Origin of the sequence: Sulfurimonas sp. (genome assembly GCF_028694895.1) — a bacterium.
GTDB lineage: Bacteria > Campylobacterota > Campylobacteria > Campylobacterales > Sulfurimonadaceae > Sulfurimonas.
Genome location: NZ_JAQVKA010000025.1, coordinates 1 through 19,174, shown reverse-complemented (window position 1 = coordinate 19,174; position 19,174 = coordinate 1). Strand labels below are relative to the sequence as shown.

15 protein-coding genes and 5 tRNA genes are annotated in these 19,174 nt (G+C 36.4%); 1 reads left to right on the top strand and 19 read right to left on the bottom strand.

What is annotated here, in order from left to right; genetic code table 11:
• The 18 genes from fusA to PHI38_RS04845 all read right to left on the bottom strand — a co-directional run.
• Positions 1–1,635 (bottom strand): elongation factor G (fusA, locus tag PHI38_RS04930; RefSeq protein WP_299853452.1); only part of this gene is annotated, 1,635 nt, incomplete at its 3' end.
• 12 nt (positions 1,636–1,647) lie between these two features.
• Entirely contained in the window at positions 1,648–2,115 is a 468-nt protein-coding gene (gene rpsG, locus PHI38_RS04925; RefSeq protein WP_011371991.1) for a 30S ribosomal protein S7, read from the bottom strand.
• 102 nt (positions 2,116–2,217) lie between these two features.
• Positions 2,218–2,598: a 30S ribosomal protein S12 gene (rpsL, locus tag PHI38_RS04920; protein ID WP_299853449.1), complete on the bottom strand. Its 381-nt coding sequence runs from the start codon at positions 2,596–2,598 to the stop codon at positions 2,218–2,220.
• Between the two features lie 195 nt (positions 2,599–2,793).
• Positions 2,794–7,305, bottom strand: a complete 4,512-nt coding sequence (gene rpoC, locus PHI38_RS04915) for a DNA-directed RNA polymerase subunit beta' (protein ID WP_299853447.1) — start codon at positions 7,303–7,305, stop codon at positions 2,794–2,796.
• The gene (rpoB, locus tag PHI38_RS04910) at positions 7,298–11,443 is read right to left on the bottom strand and encodes a DNA-directed RNA polymerase subunit beta (protein WP_299853445.1); all 4,146 of its coding nucleotides are present in this window, start codon (positions 11,441–11,443) and stop codon (positions 7,298–7,300) included. Before rpoB ends, rpoC begins: the two co-directional genes overlap by 8 nt.
• A 231-nt stretch (positions 11,444–11,674) precedes the next feature.
• Positions 11,675–12,049 carry a 50S ribosomal protein L7/L12 gene (gene rplL, locus PHI38_RS04905; RefSeq protein WP_299853443.1) on the bottom strand — a complete coding sequence of 125 codons (375 nt, stop codon included), beginning with the start codon at positions 12,047–12,049 and terminating at the stop codon, positions 11,675–11,677.
• A gap of 61 nt (positions 12,050–12,110) precedes the next feature.
• Positions 12,111–12,590, bottom strand: a complete 480-nt coding sequence (gene rplJ, locus PHI38_RS04900) for a 50S ribosomal protein L10 (RefSeq protein WP_299853441.1) — start codon at positions 12,588–12,590, stop codon at positions 12,111–12,113.
• 152 nt (positions 12,591–12,742) lie between these two features.
• Complete coding sequence (rplA, locus tag PHI38_RS04895) at positions 12,743–13,435, bottom strand: 50S ribosomal protein L1 (protein WP_299853439.1); 693 nt, start codon at positions 13,433–13,435, stop codon at positions 12,743–12,745.
• A 67-nt stretch (positions 13,436–13,502) separates the two neighbouring features.
• Positions 13,503–13,928, bottom strand: a complete 426-nt coding sequence (gene rplK, locus PHI38_RS04890; protein WP_299853437.1) for a 50S ribosomal protein L11 — start codon at positions 13,926–13,928, stop codon at positions 13,503–13,505.
• Between the two features lie 165 nt (positions 13,929–14,093).
• Entirely contained in the window at positions 14,094–14,633 is a 540-nt protein-coding gene (nusG, locus tag PHI38_RS04885; protein ID WP_299853435.1) for a transcription termination/antitermination protein NusG, read from the bottom strand.
• 9 nt (positions 14,634–14,642) lie between these two features.
• On the bottom strand, positions 14,643–14,822 hold the full coding sequence (gene secE, locus PHI38_RS04880) for a preprotein translocase subunit SecE (protein WP_299853433.1): 180 nt from the start codon (positions 14,820–14,822) through the stop codon (positions 14,643–14,645).
• 64 nt (positions 14,823–14,886) lie between these two features.
• Positions 14,887–14,963, bottom strand: a tRNA-Trp gene (locus PHI38_RS04875).
• A gap of 55 nt (positions 14,964–15,018) precedes the next feature.
• On the bottom strand, positions 15,019–15,171 hold the full coding sequence (gene rpmG / locus PHI38_RS04870; protein ID WP_137011688.1) for a 50S ribosomal protein L33: 153 nt from the start codon (positions 15,169–15,171) through the stop codon (positions 15,019–15,021).
• A gap of 44 nt (positions 15,172–15,215) precedes the next feature.
• On the bottom strand, positions 15,216–16,415 hold the full coding sequence (gene tuf / locus PHI38_RS04865; RefSeq protein ID WP_299853428.1) for an elongation factor Tu: 1,200 nt from the start codon (positions 16,413–16,415) through the stop codon (positions 15,216–15,218).
• A 90-nt stretch (positions 16,416–16,505) separates the two neighbouring features.
• Positions 16,506–16,580: transfer RNA gene (locus tag PHI38_RS04860), tRNA-Thr, on the bottom strand.
• A gap of 155 nt (positions 16,581–16,735) precedes the next feature.
• Positions 16,736–16,812: transfer RNA gene (locus tag PHI38_RS04855), tRNA-Gly, on the bottom strand.
• A 13-nt stretch (positions 16,813–16,825) separates the two neighbouring features.
• Positions 16,826–16,910, bottom strand: a tRNA-Tyr gene (locus tag PHI38_RS04850).
• A gap of 54 nt (positions 16,911–16,964) precedes the next feature.
• A tRNA-Thr gene (locus PHI38_RS04845) sits at positions 16,965–17,041 on the bottom strand.
• 136 nt (positions 17,042–17,177) lie between these two features.
• On the opposite strand from PHI38_RS04845, the gene PHI38_RS04840 reads away from it, so the two are divergent.
• Positions 17,178–17,909, top strand: coding sequence for a YaaA family protein (locus PHI38_RS04840; RefSeq protein WP_299853426.1), 732 nt, complete (start codon positions 17,178–17,180; stop codon positions 17,907–17,909).
• Here the strand turns inward: PHI38_RS04840 and PHI38_RS04835 are convergent.
• Positions 17,904–19,174 (bottom strand): heavy metal translocating P-type ATPase (locus PHI38_RS04835; RefSeq protein WP_299853424.1); only part of this gene is annotated, 1,271 nt, incomplete at its 5' end. The genes PHI38_RS04840 and PHI38_RS04835 overlap by 6 nt on opposite strands.

Below are 19,174 nucleotides of genomic sequence, written 5' to 3'. Positions count from 1 at the left end.
AACTGCTGGAATATACTCTTTAGGAACAACTCCACCTTTGATTTCGTTGTGGAACACAAAACCAGTTCCAGCTTCACCTGGCTTAATAGTAAGGTAAACATGTCCAAATGCACCACGACCACCAGATTGCTTAGCGTACTTGTACTCTTGATTAACTGTGTCTCTAATAGTTTCACGGTAAGAAACTTGTGGCGCACCAACTTCAGCTTCTACTTTAAACTCTCTTTTCATACGATCAACAAGAATCTCAAGGTGAAGTTCACCCATTCCTGAAATAATAGTTTGACCTGTCTCTTCATCTGTATGAACTCTAAAAGATGGATCCTCAGCAGCAAGTTTTCCTAATGCTAAGCCCATTTTTTCTTGGTCAGCTTTAGTTTTTGGCTCAACTGCAACAGAGATAACAGGTTCAGGGAATGTCATACGCTCTAAAATAACTTTATCAGCATCTGAACATAAAGTATCTCCAGTAGTTGTATATTTTAGACCAACAACAGCTCCAATTTCACCGGCATAAAGCTCTTTTACATCTTCACGCTTAACAGCATGCATCTTTAAAATACGCCCTATTCTCTCTTTTTTATCTTTAGTAGAGTTATGAACAAATGAGCCAGCTTCAATTGATCCACGATAAACACGAACGAAAGTCAGTGTTCCAACAAAAGGGTCAGTCATGATCTTAAATGCTAAAGATGCGAATTCGCCATTGTCAGTTGATGGAACAATAACTTCTTCATCTTCATCATCCATCATTGTTCCTCTTATCGCAGCACACTCCGTTGGAGATGGAAGATAAGCAACAACTGCATCTAGAAGAGTTTGTACACCCTTGTTCTTAAATGCTGTACCAGTTGTCATAGGAACTATATGCATACCAATTGTAGCAGCTTTGATACCTGCAATAATCTCATCTTCGCTTAACGCTTCACCCTCTAAGTATTTCTCAGCAAGGTGTTCGTTGCCATCTACTTCAGAGATTGATTCAATCATTTTTTCACGGTACTGCTCAGCTTTTTCAAGCATATCTGCTGGAATCTCTTCTACATGGTAATTTGAACCCATAGCAGCATCTATATCCCAAACAATAGCTTTCATCTTAACAAGATCAACTATCCCTTTAAAACCTTCTTCTTCGCCAATTGGTAGTTGAATAGGAACTGGATTACCTTTTAAACGAGTACGAATTTGTTCTTCAACTGAATAAAAGTTTGCACCTGTTCTATCCATTTTATTAACAAATACGATTGATGGTACACCATAACGATTTCTTTGTCTCCAAACTGTTTCAGATTGTGGTTGAACACCACCAACTGCACAAAATACAGAAACTGCACCATCAAGTACACGCATTGAACGCTCAACTTCAATAGTAAAGTCAACGTGACCCGGAGTATCTATAATATTAATCTGTTTTCCAGCCCATTCACAAGTTGTAGCAGCAGAAGTAATAGTAATACCACGCTCTTGCTCTTGCTCCATCCAGTCCATAGTAGCAGTACCTTCATGAGTCTCGCCAATTTTATGTTCACGGCCAGTATAGAAAAGAATTCTCTCTGTTGTTGTTGTTTTACCTGCATCAATGTGAGCAGCAATTCCGATGTTTCTAACGTCTTCTAGTTTATGTGATCTTGCCATAATAATTTCCTATTACCAGCGATAGTGAGCAAATGCTTTATTTGCTTCAGCCATACGGTAAGTATCCTCTTTTTTCTTAAATGCGTTACCTTTATCAGATGATGCATCCATTAACTCATTTGCCAATCTCTCAGCCATTGTTCTCTCGTTTCTTTTACGAGAAGCATCAACTAACCATCTAATTGCTAGAGATAGTTGACGCACTGGGCGCACTTCTACTGGAACTTGATAAGTAGCACCACCAACACGGCGGCTTTTAACCTCAATAATGGGCTTAATGTTTTCGATAGCTTCATTAAAAGTATCTATACCAGTTTTTTCTCCACGAGAACTAATGATATCCATTGCACTATATATGATTTTTTCAGCTGTTGACTTTTTACCATCAAACATAATCTTATTTATAAATTTCGTTAAAACTTTGCTTCCATAAACAGGGTCTGGCATAATTTCACGAACGGGAGCTTTTCTTCTTCTCATTTGTAATTTTCCTTACTTCAATTTTTTTTAAATTTACTCAAAATATACCACTCAAGGCATATCCTGTGCTATTTTCTTTTTTTTAGCTTAAAAAGCTTGGGACTATTTTTTAACTTTAGGTTTCTTAGTTCCATATTTAGAACGAGAAACAGTACGGTTAGCAACACCAGCAGTATCTAATGCACCACGAACGATATGATACTTAACACCTGGTAAGTCTTTAATACGACCACCACGAACTAGAACTATTGAGTGCTCTTGAAGGTTGTGACCCTCTCCCATAATGTATGAAATAACTTCAAAGCCAGAAGTTAAACGAACTTTTGCAACTTTTCTCAAAGCTGAGTTAGGTTTTTTTGGTGTAGTTGTGTAAACACGTGTACAAACTCCACGACGTTGTGGACATGACATAAGAGCAGGTGATTTTGATTTTTTAATCACTCTCTGACGCTCTTTTCTAATCAATTGATTAATTGTAGGCATACAATTCCTTTACTTAATTTTTCCAGTAGAATTTAACTCACTAAATTTTAGGGAGTTATAGACGCGTGATTTTATATAAATAGTGATTAAAGTTAGCTTATTTTAAGAATAAATTAATATATAATATTTTATTTGTAGAATTATAGATGCAGTAGATGTAGACTTAGAGATCCTTATAAGATCTCTAAGTTAATTTTAATTGTAGCCAAACATAATTTCTTGATCTTTGTATATACCTGTTCCAACTGGAATGGTACGACCAATAATAACGTTTTCTTTAAGATCATTTAGATCATCAACTTTAGCGCTTACAGCAGCTTCTGTCAATACTTTTGTAGTATCTTGGAATGACGCAGCAGAGATGATACTATCAGCTGATACCGCAGCTCTTGTGATACCAACTAAGAATGGCTCAGCAATAGCTGGACGACCGCCAAGTTTGATGATTTTATCATTCTCTTGTGCGAACTTAACTTTAGAGATTAAATCGCCTTCAATGAACTTAGTATCACCAGATTTTAAAATCTTAACCTGTCTTAGCATCTGTGTAAATATAACTTCAACATGCTTATCTGCTATATTAACACCTTGAGAACGGTACACTTGTTGTACTTCACTCACTAGGTAGTTATAAAGTGTTTTAACACCCATAATACGTAGAAGTTCATGTGAAGAGATGATACCAGATGTTAATCTCTCACCAGCGTGTACAAAGTCTCCACTGTTTACAACTGGAGTGTGTGATTTATCAACAAAGTACTCTTTTATAATGCCATTATCTGAGGAAACTATAATTCTAATTTTACCTCTTAAAGATTTTCCAAATGATACAACACCATCTATCTCAGAAATAAGTGCTGTTGCTTTTGGACGACGGCCTTCAAAAAGCTCACTAACACGAGGAAGACCCCCTGTAATATCGCTTGATTTTTGAAGAGCTTTTGGAGTTTTTGCAATAATATCAGCAACTTTAACTTTAGCTCCATCTTCTACATAAATAGAAGTTTTTGACTGAACTTGGTATCTTAAAAGCTCACCATCTTCACTAGCAAGTACAATTGTAGGCTTATACTCAGCAGGAACGTGATCACTAATCATTAATCGTGTCTTACCAGTTAACTCATCATACTGTTCTGTTGCTGTTGTTCCAATAATGATATCTTCAAATTTAACAACACCACTAGTCTCAGAAATAATAGGATTAGCGTATGGATCCCACTCTGCTATTACTGTTGAATCATCATTTTTTGGTTTAGCTATAACTGTTTTTGAATCAACTACAGCGTCATCTTCAGCTACAATGATAGAACCACGAGCGATATAGTGACGTACTGCTTCGCGATTATTTTCATCTACAACAGTTGCGAATATTCCCTTTTCAAGAACTTCATAGCCAGGTTTAAAGCCTTCAAATCTCTCTAAATAGTCACCTTTAAGAATGAAGTATTTAACAACTCCTTCCTCTTTTGCAAGAATTTTTTGAGTAACAGGCGCACCATCTGCAACTAAAACTTCAGAAGCATATGGGATACGACTTGGAACATTCCAACCATCTTTGATAGTCTCAACTATAGACTCATTCTCATGAACTTCTGCACCACTCTCATATGGGAAGTAGTATTTACCTTCAATTTGTCCACCAACACCAGCTAGCTCGTTTGGCTTAGCTATCTCATTTTTACGTAGTACATAACGAATAATCTCAGTTTTTGAAGCTACGCTAATAATTACCTCGTCATGAACAGTTTGAATTTCAACACGTCCAGCAAATGGAGCTTTAATCTTAGGCTCTACTAAAAGAACTGCTGCATTTCTACGGTTTGCTACTATATTTTTACCCTCTTTTGAAAGGTAAGTTTTTAAGTTATAGTAACGGATAAAGCCTTCTTTTTCAGCTATAACTTGTCTCTCTTGCGCAGTTGAGCTAGCAGTTCCTCCAACGTGGAATGTTCTAAGAGTCAGCTGAGTACCAGGTTCACCGATTGACTGAGCAGCAATAATACCAACAGCCTCTCCTCTACGAACCATTTTTCCTGTTGCAAGGTTAACACCATAACAAAGAGCACAGATTCCATTTTCACTTTTACAAGTTGTTGGTGTTCTGATATATGCCGTTTTAATTCCAGCTTCAGCTATAACTTTTGCACTAACTTCATCAAGAAGTGTTCCCTCTGCAAAAAGTATCTCATTACTTATTGGGTCTATTACGTCATCTGCTAAAACTCTACCATTTAATCTATCTTCTAAAGATTCGATTAGAGTATTGTGATCACTGATATCAGAAATCTCAATTCCCTCATGCGTATGACAATCGTGCTCAACAATCTTAACGTTTTGAGCAACGTCAACAAGTTTACGAGTAAGGTAACCCGCGTTTGCTGTTTTAAGTGCTGTATCGGCAAGACCTTTTCTAGCACCGTGTGTTGAAATAAAGTACTCAACAACGTTTAGTCCCTCTTTAAAGTTAGAGATAATTGGTGTTTCAATAATCTCACCACTTGGTTTAGCCATAAGTCCACGCATACCAGCAAGCTGACGAATTTGTGCAGCTGAACCACGAGCTCCAGAGTCTGCCATCATATGAATAGAGTTAAATCCTAACTTATCAGTTTGAACTAGTTCCATCATCTGAGTTGCTAGAGTATTGTTTGTATCAGTCCAAACGTCGATAATTTTGTTATATCTCTCTTGCTCAGTTAATAGTCCAGCTTCATACTGTTTTTGAATCTCAAATACTCTATTTTTAGAGTCGTTTATTTTAGCCTCTTTTGTTGCAGGTATTTTAATATCATCTATTGAGATAGAGATACCAGCTTCAGTAGCGTGCTTAAATCCTAGGTCTTTAAGTCTATCTAAGAATCCTGCTGTTATGCCTATGCCACCATGCTTTTGAACATAGTCAACAACCTCATTAATAGCTTTTTTCTTCATAACTCTATTCCAGAGTTCTAATGGAACAAAATCAGGTAATATAGCTTTTAAGAGCATTCTACCTGCTGTTGTATGGATGATTCTTCCCTCATCTCTTGTTCTTACTTTTGCGTGAATATCAAGAGAATCATGCTCGATAGCAATTCTTACTTCATCAACGTTTGCAAAAAGTTTATTTGAACCTTTTACTCCATTTTTCTCTAAAGTAATATAATAAATACCAAGAACCATATCTTGAGATGGTGTAGCAATAGCCTTTCCTGAAGCAGGAAGAAGGATATTCATAGATGCTAACATCAACACTTTTGCTTCTGCAATTGCAGCTGAACTTAAAGGTACATGTACAGCCATCTGGTCACCGTCGAAGTCCGCGTTAAAGGCAGCACAAACTAATGGGTGAAGCTGAATAGCTTTTCCATCAATTAGCTTAGGGTGAAACGCTTGAATTGATAATTTATGAAGCGTTGGTGCACGGTTTAGTAGTACTGGGTAACCATCAACTATCTCAGCCAAACACTCCCAAACTTCATTTGTCTTATCATCAATCATCTTCTTAGCAGCTTTAACAGTTGTTGCGTAACCTTTTTCTTCTAGTTTTGCAATCAAGTGTGGCTTAAAGAGTTCAAGAGCCATTTTTTTAGGCAATCCACACTCATCCATAGATAATTTTGGTCCAACAACAATTACTGTACGACCAGAGAAGTCAACACGCTTACCAAGTAGGTTTTGACGGAAACGTCCCTGCTTACCTTTAATGATTTCACTTAAAGATTTTAGTGGACGTTTGTTCGCACCTTTAACAGCATTTGCACGACGACCATTGTCAAAGAGTGCATCAACTGACTCTTGAAGCATACGCTTCTCGTTTCTTACAATAATCTCTGGCGCTTCAAGCTCTACTAGACGCTTAAGACGTTGGTTACGGTTTATTACACGACGATATAAGTCATTTACGTCAGAAACTGCAAATTTACCGCCATCAAGACTTACAAGAGGTCTCAAATCAGGTGGAAGAACTGGTAAAACAGTTAGCATCATCCATGCAGGGTTGTTTCCTGAATTTAAAAATGATTCAATAACTTTTAATCTCTTAGCAATAGTTTTTGTTTTTGCTTCACTTTTTGTTAGTTCAATATCTTCTTTTAGTTGAGTAAATAGATCAACCAAGTCGATAGAATCAAGTAAATCACGAACAACTTCTCCGCCCATACGAGCTTTAAAGCCTAGTTCGCCAAATCTTTGAACTAAAGTACGATACTGCTCTTCGTTTAAAACATCATATTTTAAAACTGGTGTCTTTGCTTCAGCATCATAATACGCTTCTCCACCACTCTCAACAATGTATGCTTCATAATATAGTACACGCTCAAGATCTTTCATCTTAATGCCTAAAAGAGTACCTATACGAGAAGGCAATGAACTTACATACCAGATGTGTGCTACTGGAGTTACAAGTTCTATATGACCCATACGAATACGGCGAACTTTTGTACTTGTTACTTCAACTCCACATTTCTCACAAACAACGCCTTTATAACGCATCTTTTTGTATTTACCACAAAGACACTCGTAGTCTCTAACTGGTCCAAATATTTTTGCACAAAAAAGTCCATCACGTTCAGGTTTGAGCGTACGATAGTTAATTGTTTCAGGTTTTTTTACTTCTCCGTGACTCCAAGACATCACTTTCTCAGGAGAAGCTAAACGAAACTGTATTTGCTTTATATCAGTTGGTCTTTTTTCTTCTGTTACTTCAATAGGTACTAATTTACTCATTGTCTTCTACCTCGTCAAATATTTCTACATCAAGAGCAAGTGCTTGAAGCTCTTTTGTAAGTACGAATAGTGTCTCAGGAATACCAGATTCTGGAACTAATTCACCTTTTGTAATTGCTTTATAAGCGCGAACACGACCATCAACATCATCTGATTTGATAGTTAACATCTCTTTTAGAACCGCAGAAGCTCCATAAGCCTCTAGTGCCCAAACCTCCATCTCTCCAAATCTTTGTCCACCAAATAGTGCTTTACCACCAACTGGTTGTTGAGTTACAAGAGAGTATGGTCCAGTTGAGCGAGCATGGATCTTCTCATCAACTAAGTGATGTAGTTTAAGAATGTACATGTATCCAACGTTTACACGCTCTTTTATCTTCTCACCTGTTAAACCATTGTAAAGTACAGTTTTTCCATCTGTGCTCATTTTAGCAAGAGCAAAAAGTTTTTCAAACTCTGCTGCATTTACACCTTCAAATATAGGAGTTGCAAATTTAACTCCTTTTGACCAATCACGAGCATAGTGAAGTAGTAACTCATCACTCATCTCTCCAAGAGTTTTTGAAGCATTCATCATTTGTGCAACATCAGATATTTCAATCATTTTAGCACGTAGATTTGCTACAAAATCTTTTTGCTTTGATTTAAACTCTTTTGTGATTTGATGTCCTAACTCACGTCCAGCCATACCAAGGTGCATCTCTAAAATCTGACCAATGTTCATACGAGATGGAACACCAAGTGGATTCAGACAAACATCAACACCTCTTCCATCTTCCATATAAGGCATATCAACTTCAGGAACTATCGTAGAGACAATACCTTTATTTCCGTGACGTCCTGCCATTTTATCACCAACTTTTAGTTGACGTTTTGTAGCAATGTATATTTTTACATGCTTTACAACACCGTTTGGTAAAATGTCATCTTTTTCTAAGATATTTAACTTCTCTTCGTGCTCATCACGGAAAAGTCTCTTCTCTTTTTGAAAATAATTTTTAACTTTGTTGTACTCTGATTGAATCTCTTCACTAAATGATTTTATAATAGCATTCATAGCAAAACGATTTACTTCAACTAAATCTGCACCATTGATTTTATCGCCAGCTTTATAGTTAGTATTTCCTATTTTTATATCATTTATAAGAGGCTCTTTTGTAAGAAGTTTTGTAACTCTTAACATCTCCTCTTTATCAATCATAAGAAGTCTATCATAGTGCTCACGCTCTAAATAATCACGCTCTTCTTTTTCAAGTTCAAGAGTACGAGCATCTTTGTCATAACCTTTTTTAGTAAAGATTTTAACATCAACAACAACACCTTCCATACTTGGTGGGCAGTAGAGAGATTTGTTTATAACGTGTCCAGCTTTTTCACCAAAGATAGCACGAAGAAGTCTCTCTTCTGGAGTTGGTTTTACTTCACCTTTTGGAGAAACCTTACCAACTAATATCATTCCACCAGTTACGTTTGTACCAATTTTAATGATACCGCTCTCATCAAGGTGAGCTAACTCATCATCTCTTACATTTGGAATATCACGAGTAATCTCTTCTACACCATGCTTTAACTCTCTTGCTTCAACTTCTTTTTCATAAATATGAACAGATGTAAAAGCATCTTTACGGATAAGTCTCTCAGAGATTACGATAGCATCCTCAAAGTTGTATCCATTCCAAGGCATAAACGCAACCATTGCATTAACACCAAGAGCAAGCTCTCCTTGATCCATATTTGGACCATCTGCAATTATTTGATTAATCTCAACTTTTTGACCAACTTTAACAATTGGCTTTTGACCAAATGCAGTATTTTGATTTGTGCGAAGATTTTTTTGTAATGGGTAGTAATCTATATAGATTTCTCCATCATCATCACCCATAATATATATATGTTTTCCATCAACTTTTTCTACTATTCCAGAGCGTTTTGCTTTTACACACTCCCAAGAATCACGAGCTACAAGTTTTTCAACACCTGTTCCAACAAGTGGTGCTTCATGTTTAATAAGGGGAACTGCTTGACGTTGCATGTTTGCACCCATTAGAGCACGGTTAGCATCATCATGTTCTAAGAATGGAATTAGTGAAGCGGCAACACCTACCACCATATGAGATGATAAGTCAGCATAAGCACACTCGCTAACTGGTCGGTGAAGAATCTCACCATCAACTCTTGTTACAACCATCTTATCTATAAACTGACCATCTTTATCTAGTTTATTTGAAGCAGCGGCAATCTTCTTACCCTCTTCTTGTGTAGCAGTTAGATAAACAATCTCATCTGTTATCATTCCATCTTTCATAACTTTATATGGAGCTTCAATAAAGCCATGCTCGTTTACTTTTGAGTACGTTGCTAAAGTATTGATAAGACCAATGTTTTGACCCTCCGGAGTTTCAATCGGACAGATTCTTCCATAGTGAGTTGGGTGAACGTCACGTACTTCAAAACCAGCACGCTCTTTTACAAGACCACCCTCTCCAAGAGCTGATAGACGACGCTTATGCGTTACTTCAGATAATGGGTTTGTTTGATCCATAAACTGAGAAAGCTGTCCACCTGAGAAGAACTCCATAATTGTTGAAGTAATCATCTTTGAGTTAATCAAGTCATGAGGCATAAGCTCATTCATAGGTCCACTCATTGTAGAGAGTTTGTCACGAATCGCTTTTTGCATCTTAATAAGACCGTTATGAAGCTCATTTCCTAAAAGTTCACCGATTGAACGAATACGACGATTTCCAAGGTGATCTCTATCATCAATATGACCTTGACCATTTTTAACTTTAATAACATATTTTACAGATTCAATGATATCTTCATGAGTAAGAACTGTTACATATTCAGGAATATTTAACCCTAACTTATGATTCATCTTCATACGACCAACTTTTGTCAAGTCATATCTCTCAGGATCAAAGAAAAGCTGGTTTACAAAAACTTTAGCAGCCTCTTTTGTTACTGGCTCGCCTGGTCTCATTACTTTATAGATACGAATTGCTGAGAGGTCATTCTCATCTTCGATGTTTTCCGTCTGTTTTAATAGTTTTAGTGAATCTGCATCAGCATTAAATGCATTGATTATCGAACTATCCACACCTTCAGCTAAATCATTTGCAATATTAAAGCTTTTAATACCAATATCACTTAATTTTTTCAGTTTTGTCTCATCAATTCGCGTCATTGCATCAAAAAGAATTTCTCCTGTTTCAGGATCAACTATAGATTTTGCTAAATAACGATCTAAAAGAGCCTCAAGAGGATATTCAACCTCAGTTAAACCATCTTCAATAAATTTTTGTGCTTTTTTAGCTGATAATCTTTTTCCTGATGCTAAAAGAACTTTTCCATCATTATCAATCAAATCGTAAGATAATCTTGTAGAGTAATCAGTTGGATTAAAGCTCATTAAAAATTTGTTATCTACTATGTTAATTGTCTGGATTGGATAAAACATCTTTAAGATATCTTGCTTTGAATATCCAAGAGCACGGAACATAATTGTAACTGGCACTTTACGACGCTTGTTTATTCTCATATAAAGAATATCTTTAGGATCATATTCAAAATATAACCAAGAACCACGATCAGGAATAATCTGACCAGTATAGATAAGTTTATTGCCAGAAGTAGTTGACTCTTCTTCTTTAAAGATAACACCTGGTGAGCGGTGAAGCTGATTTACAACAACTCTCTCAACACCATTAATGATAAATGAAGTTCTCTCTGTCATAAGTGGAATATCACGAACAAATATACTCTGCTCTTTGATATCTTTTACACCTAGCTTCTCTTTTGTATTTTCATCTCTATCCCAAAGAATAAGACGTGTTTTCATTCTTAAGCTAACAGCATATGTAAGACCACGCTCCATACACTCTCTAACTGTGTATTTAGGTTTTCCAACTTCACTATCAATATACTCAACAGTAAGTCTGTTTTGAGTATCATGAATAGGGAAAACTGATTGAAAAACTGTTTCAACACCACTTTGTGATCTATCTTTTTCCTCAAGCATTAAAAACTTGTTATATGAGCTTTGCTGTAGTTGTAATAAGTTTGGTACTTCTATTTGTTGAGGGGTTTTAGAGAAGTCTACACGAAGACGATTTCCGGAATATAAAGTATTTAACATTGGCTACCTCGATGAGTTGTTATTAAGACTTAATCATTAAAGATTAAGGTTATCGTATCTAGGCGTCCCTAGATGATTTTTAGCTCAATAGTTAGAGCTTCTTTTTTAGTGCTTATAAACGACATAAGGGCACTTTTACGAGGAGATAGTTATCTCTTCGTAAAAGCGCCCAAAAATTCGTAACTTGCAGGAGAAAAATAGCCTCTCCTGCGTTACGAATAGGTAGAAAAATTATTTAACTTCTACTTTAGCGCCAGCTTCTTCAAGCTCTTTTTTAGCATTCATAGCAGTCTCTTTATCTACACCCTCTTTGATTGTTGAAGGTACATTTTCAGTTGCATCTTTAGCCTCTTTTAATCCAAGACCAGTTAGAGCACGTACAACTTTAATAACGTTGATTTTTTTCTCACCAGCATCTGTGATGATTACGTTAAACTCTGTTTGCTCTTCAGCAGCAGCAGCTCCACCAGTAGCAGCTCCACCAGCAACAGCAACAGGTTGTGCAGAAACACCAAACTTCTCTTCAAACTCTTTTACCAATACAGAAAGTTCTAATACAGAAAGTCCTGATATAAATTCTAATACATCTTCTTTAGTTATAGCCATAATATATCTCCATTATGAAATTTTATTTTGATGATCTAAACCATCTCTTTGTTAAAAGCTATTAAGCTTCCTCTTTTTTTTGTCTTAACGCGTCAAGTCCGATAGTAAAACATGCAACTGGTGCCATCCAAGTAGCAGCAAGCATAGCAAGAAGCTCCTCACGACCAGGAAGTTTAGCAAACGCTTCAACCTTAGCAGCATCAGCTGCCTCACGGTCAACGTAAGCAGACTTAATTACAAATTTATCATTCTCTTTAGCGAAGTCAGAACATACTTTAGAAGTAGCAACAGAATCTGCGCCCCATACTAAAATATTAGTGTCTTTTAATTCAACACCAGTTAGAGACGCATTGCTTAATGCAATAGTAGCTAACGTATTTTTAACAACTTGAACTTTAGTATCTTTAGCACGAGCCATTTTTCTCAATGATTCAAGCTTAGAAACACCCAAACCTTTGTAATCACAAAAGATTACGCTTTGAGCATCTTTAAATTCGTTTGAAAGTACTTCAATAATTTCAGCTTTTTGTGTTTTTGTCATAGAATATCTCCTTTCCAGACAACACTTCAATAGGAATATTGATTTTCACCAATATATTAAGCTCTCACACCTATATCTTCAGTCCATAAAATGCAGTTACCAAAGTAGTAACTTGAGAGTGCTTTACGAATAAAGCACTAAAAATTACTAAATTATTTTAAATCTGCCAATTGCATAACATCAAGCTTGATAGCAGGGCTCATTGTTAAACTTAGGGCACAATTTTTAATGTAACGACCTTTTGCAGATGCAGGCTTATGTCTGTTAATCGCTTTAACAAATGTTACAAGGTTTTCAGATATTTTTGTAGCATCAAAACTTGCTTTGCCAATACCTGCATGAATATTACCTTTTTTGTCAACTCTAAAATTTACTTGTCCGCCCTTAACATTCTTAACAGCAGTTGCAACATCTGGAGTTACAGTACCAGTTTTAGGGTTAGGCATCATACCTTTTGGCCCTAAAATACGACCAATTTGTCCAACAAGACCCATACAATCAGGTGCAGCAACAACTACATCAAAGTTAAAAACACCATCTTTAATTTGTTGAACTAAATCATCAGTTCCAACTATATCTGCTCCAGCTGCTTTAGCTTCATCAGCTTTAACACCTTTAGCAAAAACTGCAACACGTACAACTTTACCTGTTCCATGAGGAAGCACTATAGCACCACGAATCATCTGATCCGCATGTCTTGGGTCTACATTTAAGTTAAATGCAACTTCAACTGTTTCATCAAACTTTGCACTAACTAAGTTTTTTACTAAAACAGATGCTTCATCAACACCATATGCTTTAGTAACATCAATTTTCTCTATTAATTGTTTATATCTTTTGCTCATTGTCAAATTCTCCTATGAAATTCTGCCACAAAATTTTATATCATTGTGGTCGATGATAAGTGGTTAACTAGTCTACTATTTCTATACCGATTGAACGAGCTGAACCAGCAATTGTACTAGCTGCTGCTTCTTTATCATCAGTATTTAAATCTTCAATCTTTTTGTTTACTATTTCCATTAACTGTGCACGAGTGATTTTTGCCACTTTATTTTTAAGTGGATTATCTGAACCTTTTTTAAGGCCTGCTGCATGCATAAGTAAAGCAGATGCTGGTGGTTGTTTTACAACAAACGTAAAGCTTTTATCAGTATAAACAGTGATAACTACAGGAACTTTGAATCCCATCTTATCTTTTGTTTTTTCATTAAATGCTTTTGTAAACTCCATAATATTAACACCACGTTGACCAAGTGCTGGTCCAACTGGAGGAGCAGGAGTTGCTTTACCAGCTTCAATTTGAAGCTTAATGTAGCCCATTATTTTTTTTGCCATCTTTTTTTCCTTTTTATTATTTTACTTACACAATCTGAACGAAGTCCAGTTTGCTACGCTAACGCTAAGTTTTCTTTAGCAGAATGCTCGCGCGACTAGTCGCTTTAAACTACGCTAATATTAAACTTTTATAAAAAATCTAATATTAGCGTAGTTTATTTTTATCTAAATTATTTTCTCAACTTGAGTATAAGAGATATCAACAGGCGTTGCTCTTCCAAAAATTGAAACGTTTAGTTTTAGAGTTCCATGCTCTAAATCATACTCATCTACAGTTGCAGTAAAGTTTGCAAATGGACCATCTGTGATACGAACAGTCTCTCCACTATCAAAAAATACCTTTGGCTTTGGTGCTGCACGGTTTTGTACACGATCAAGTATTACGTTTATATCGTGCTCGCTAAGTGGCGTAGGAATATTTGCTTCACCAATAAATCCAGATACTTTTGGAATTGATTGAATTAAGTGTTGAACTTCAGTGCTCAAATCTATTCTAGCAAAAACATATCCTGAGTATAGTGAACGCTCAGTAATTTTTTTCTTACCATCTTTTACTTCTATCACATCTTCTGTTGGAACTATAACATCTGTTATAGCATCTTGTAATTTCATCTCTTCTATAAGATTTAAAATTGCTAAACGAACTGTTCTTTCATTACCATATGTTTGTATAGAGTACCATTGATGATTACTTGTTTTCTCCATTGTTACTCCCTAACCTAAGATTGATGACATAATTGATGACATAAGTAAATCAACCAATGCTAAAAAAGCAGCTATAACTGTAACAACGATTAAAACAGAAATATAAGCTTGTTTAACTTGACCTTTTGTAGGAAAAATTACTTTGCTTAACTCTAATCTAGCATTTTTAATATGTGTACTTAAATTCATTTAACTTTCCTAAATAGTCATTAATTACAAATAAAGCCCTAAAGCATTACAAATAATTAATGTATGGCAGGCGTAGAGAGATTCGAACTCCCAACACCCGGATTTGGAATCCGGTGCTCTAACCGTTGGAGCTACACGCCTATATACAAACAATAAGCTTAGCCAAAAAGACTTAAGCTTGAATTGCAACTTTATATTAGAGTTTCATCTCTTTGTGAACAGTATGCTCACGACAAAACTTACAATATTTTTTAACTGAAAATTTTTCAGTATGAGTTTTTTTATTTTTAGTTGTGTGATAGTTACGACGAGTACACTTCTCACATCCTAAATGTATTGCTTCTCTCATGTTATTAACCTTTGGAAGGATTTTGCATATTCGCTAAAAGCGAATTATGCAATAATATCAGCTACAACACCAGCACCAACTGTTCTTCCACCCTCACGGATAGCGAACTTAGTACCTTTTTCCATAGCGATTGGGTGAATTAATTCAACAGTAATACTTACGTTGTCACCTGGCATAACCATCTCAGTACCTTCTGGTAAAGAAATTGCACCTGTAACGTCTGTTGTACGAACGTAAAACTGTGGACGGTAGTTAGTAAAGAATGGAGTATGACGACCACCCTCTTCTTTGCTTAGTACATAGATTTCAGCAGTAAACTTAGTATGAGGAGTAATTGCGCCTGGCTTACAAAGTACTTGACCACGCTCAACATCGTCTTTACCTATACCACGAACTAGAACACCACAGTTGTCACCAGCTAAACCTTGATCCATTTCTTTACGGAACATTTCAATACCAGTTACAGTAGTTTTTTGTGTATCACGGATACCAACGATTTCAATATTGTCACCGATTTTAACTGTACCACGCTCGATACGACCAGTTACAACTGTTCCACGACCAGAGATTGAGAAAACATCTTCAACAGGCATTAAGAAATCTTTATCAACTTCACGAGTTGGCTCAGGAATATACTCATCTACAGCAGCCATAAGCTTTTGTATCTTTGCAGACCATGGTCCAAGTGTACCAGTTTTTGCTTCGTCTAATGCTTCTTTTGCTGAACCAGCTATGATTGGAGTATCATCACCTGGGAAATCATACATGTCAAGAAGTTCACGAATTTCCATTTCAACTAGTTCTAATAGCTCTTCGTCGTCAACCATATCTTCTTTGTTCATGAAAACAACGATATATGGAACACCTACTTGCTTTGAAAGAAGAATGTGCTCACGAGTTTGAGGCATCGGACCATCAGCTGCAGAAACAACTAAAATAGCACCATCCATTTGTGCAGCACCAGTAATCATGTTTTTAACATAATCCGCGTGACCTGGACAATCAACGTGTGCATAGTGACGATTATTAGTTTCGTACTCTACGTGTGATGTTGCGATCGTAATACCACGCTCACGCTCTTCAGGAGCATTGTCGATAGCATCATAATCCATCATTTTTGCACCATTTGTTACTGCTAATACCGCAGTAATTGCAGCTGTCAATGTTGTTTTACCATGATCTACGTGACCAATTGTACCTATGTTTACATGCGGTTTATTACGCGCAAACTTTTCTTTTGCCATAGTGTCCTCCGACTTAATTTGTGAATAGAAATGGAATTGTACCCAAAAATTATTCAATTATTGCTTAAACTTTGTCTATACTTTACCTTATGGAGCTCACGAGCGGATTTGAACCGCCGACCTCTTCCTTACCAAGGAAGTGCTCTACCCCTGAGCCACGAGAGCAAAGTTAAAAAAGTAAAATAGACACCAAGCAATAATTGCATAATTTTTTAAATATTAGATTGTTTTTTGTGTAGATTGCCATATACTATAATCTTAGTTTAAATATATGTTTATGAAGTAGGTTGAAATTGTACTTCAGCTTCCAGAATTTTCAATGGAGCGGGTGAAGGGACTCGAACCCTCGACCCTCAGCTTGGAAGGCTGACGCTCTAGCCAACTGAGCTACGCCCGCATGTGCCATTGAATGGTGGTGAGAAGAGGAGTCGAACCTCTGAACCCGGAGGGAGCGGATTTACAGTCCGCCGTCGTTGGCCACTTGACTATCTCACCATAACATAATTGTTTAATCTGGTCTAACACTGTTTCTAATATTCTCGAATTCAATGGTGCCGACACGAGGATTTGAACCCCGGGCCTGCTGATTACAAATCAGCTGCTCTAGCCAACTGAGCTATGTCGGCATCGAATTTGAGCCAGAATTATAGTGCAATATATTTTCAATGTCAAGAGTTTTTTGCTCAAAATCTAAAAGATTAGCTCCTTTATGTAAAAAAGGCTATTATCTATTTTTATTTTATATATTTAGAGGTTTTTTTGATGTTAAAAATACTATTTTCTCCATCTGAAAATAAAAAAGTTGGTGGTGTAGAGCAACAAAAAGAGCTTTTTGGCTCTAATGATGCGAGAGATGGCATACTGAGTGAATATAACCAAATCGTTAATAGTAGAGATGAAGAGAAGATTAAAGAACTTTTTGGATTTAAAAAATTTATAGATTGTGAGCCTTATATAAATGATATTTTTAAATCACCACTTATGCCTGCAATAGAGCGTTATGATGGTGTAGCGTACCAATACCTAAACTTTAACACCCTTGATAATAGTGCAAAAGAGTATCTACTAGCAAACAGTATTATATTTTCAAACCTATATGGCCCACTTCTTGGCGGCGATACAATTGCTAACTATAAAGTAAAGCAAGGTAACAACATAGGTGATTTTATACCTGATAAGTTTTATAGAGATAGATTTTCATATCAGTTGGATCTTTATCTATCAAACTCTGATATCTTAGATTTACGGGCTGGGTATTATGATAAGTTTTATGAGATAAAAAAGCCTTATACAACTTTGAAATTTTTAAAGAGTGGCAAAGTAGTAAGTCACTGGGCTAAAGCTTACAGAGGTTTAGTTCTTCGCGCTGTTGCCCTTAACAAGATAGAGTCTATAAAAGAGTTTATGACTCTAGAGATAGAAGGCTTAAGTGTGCAAGAGATTAAAGTTATGAAAAATAAAACAGAAATTATTTATAATATTACAAACTCATAACTTTATCTTCTTAAGTCTAAGCGAATTGCCAATTACAGATACTGAACTAAAGCTCATAGCCGCAGCTGCTATCATCGGAGAGAGAAGTATCCCAAAAAATGGGTACAACACTCCAGCGGCAATCGGTATCCCAATAGCGTTATAAAAGAAGGCGAAAAATAGATTTTGTCTTATATTTTTCATAGTCTCTTTACTTAGTGTTATAGCTCTAACAATACCTTGCAAATCACCTTTTATCAGAGTTATATCTGCACTATGTATTGCTATATCAGTACCACTACCCATAGCAATACCTACATTTGAGAGAGCAAGGGAGGGTGCATCATTGATCCCATCTCCAGCCATGGCAACAATATGCCCTTGTGATTGGAGCTCTTTTATCACCTCTGCTTTTTGCTCAGGCAATACATCAGCATATACTTTGTCTATTTTAAGTTTATCTGCAACAACTTGAGCCGTTGCGTGATTATCTCCACTAAGCATAACTACCTTTAATCCTTTGGCATGTAACATTTCGATAGCTTTATGAGTTGACTCTTTTATAGGGTCTTGAAGAGCTATAAAACCTGCTATCTTTAAATCCACTGCAATCATCATAACAATTCTGCCATCACTACGTTCTATCTCTACTTGTTCTAATAAGCTACTCATATCAATTTTTAAACTATCCATAAGTTTTGAGTTGCCTATTACAACTGAGTATGAATCAACAATCCCCTTAATACCCATTCCAGTTATTGACTCAAAATCTTCTACTTTGCCTAGCTCTATTTTTCTCTCTTTTGCTTCATTTACTATAGCATTAGAGAGTGGGTGCTCACTTGATTTCTCTAAGGTTGCAATTAAACGAAGTACCTCATCGTTGTCAAAACTTTTCTCTACATGCAGATTAACAACTCTAGGTTTACCCTCTGTAAGCGTTCCTGTTTTATCTACAACAATAGTATCTACCTTCTGCATAATCTCCAACACTTCAGCATTTTTTATCAGCACTCCAGACATCGCCCCTCTGCCTGTTGCCACCATGATAGAGATAGGAGTTGCAAGACCCAGCGCACATGGACAAGCGATAATGAGGACTGAAACAGCAGATACTATGGCGTATGCCAAGCGCGGTTCAGGTCCCACACTAAGCCAAATAAAAAATGTCACGATAGAGCTAAAAACTACAGCCGGAACAAAGTAACCAGCTACAACATCAACGAGTTTTTGTATTGGTGCGCGGGAGCGTTGTGCGTGTGAGACCATCTCTATAATTTTTGCTA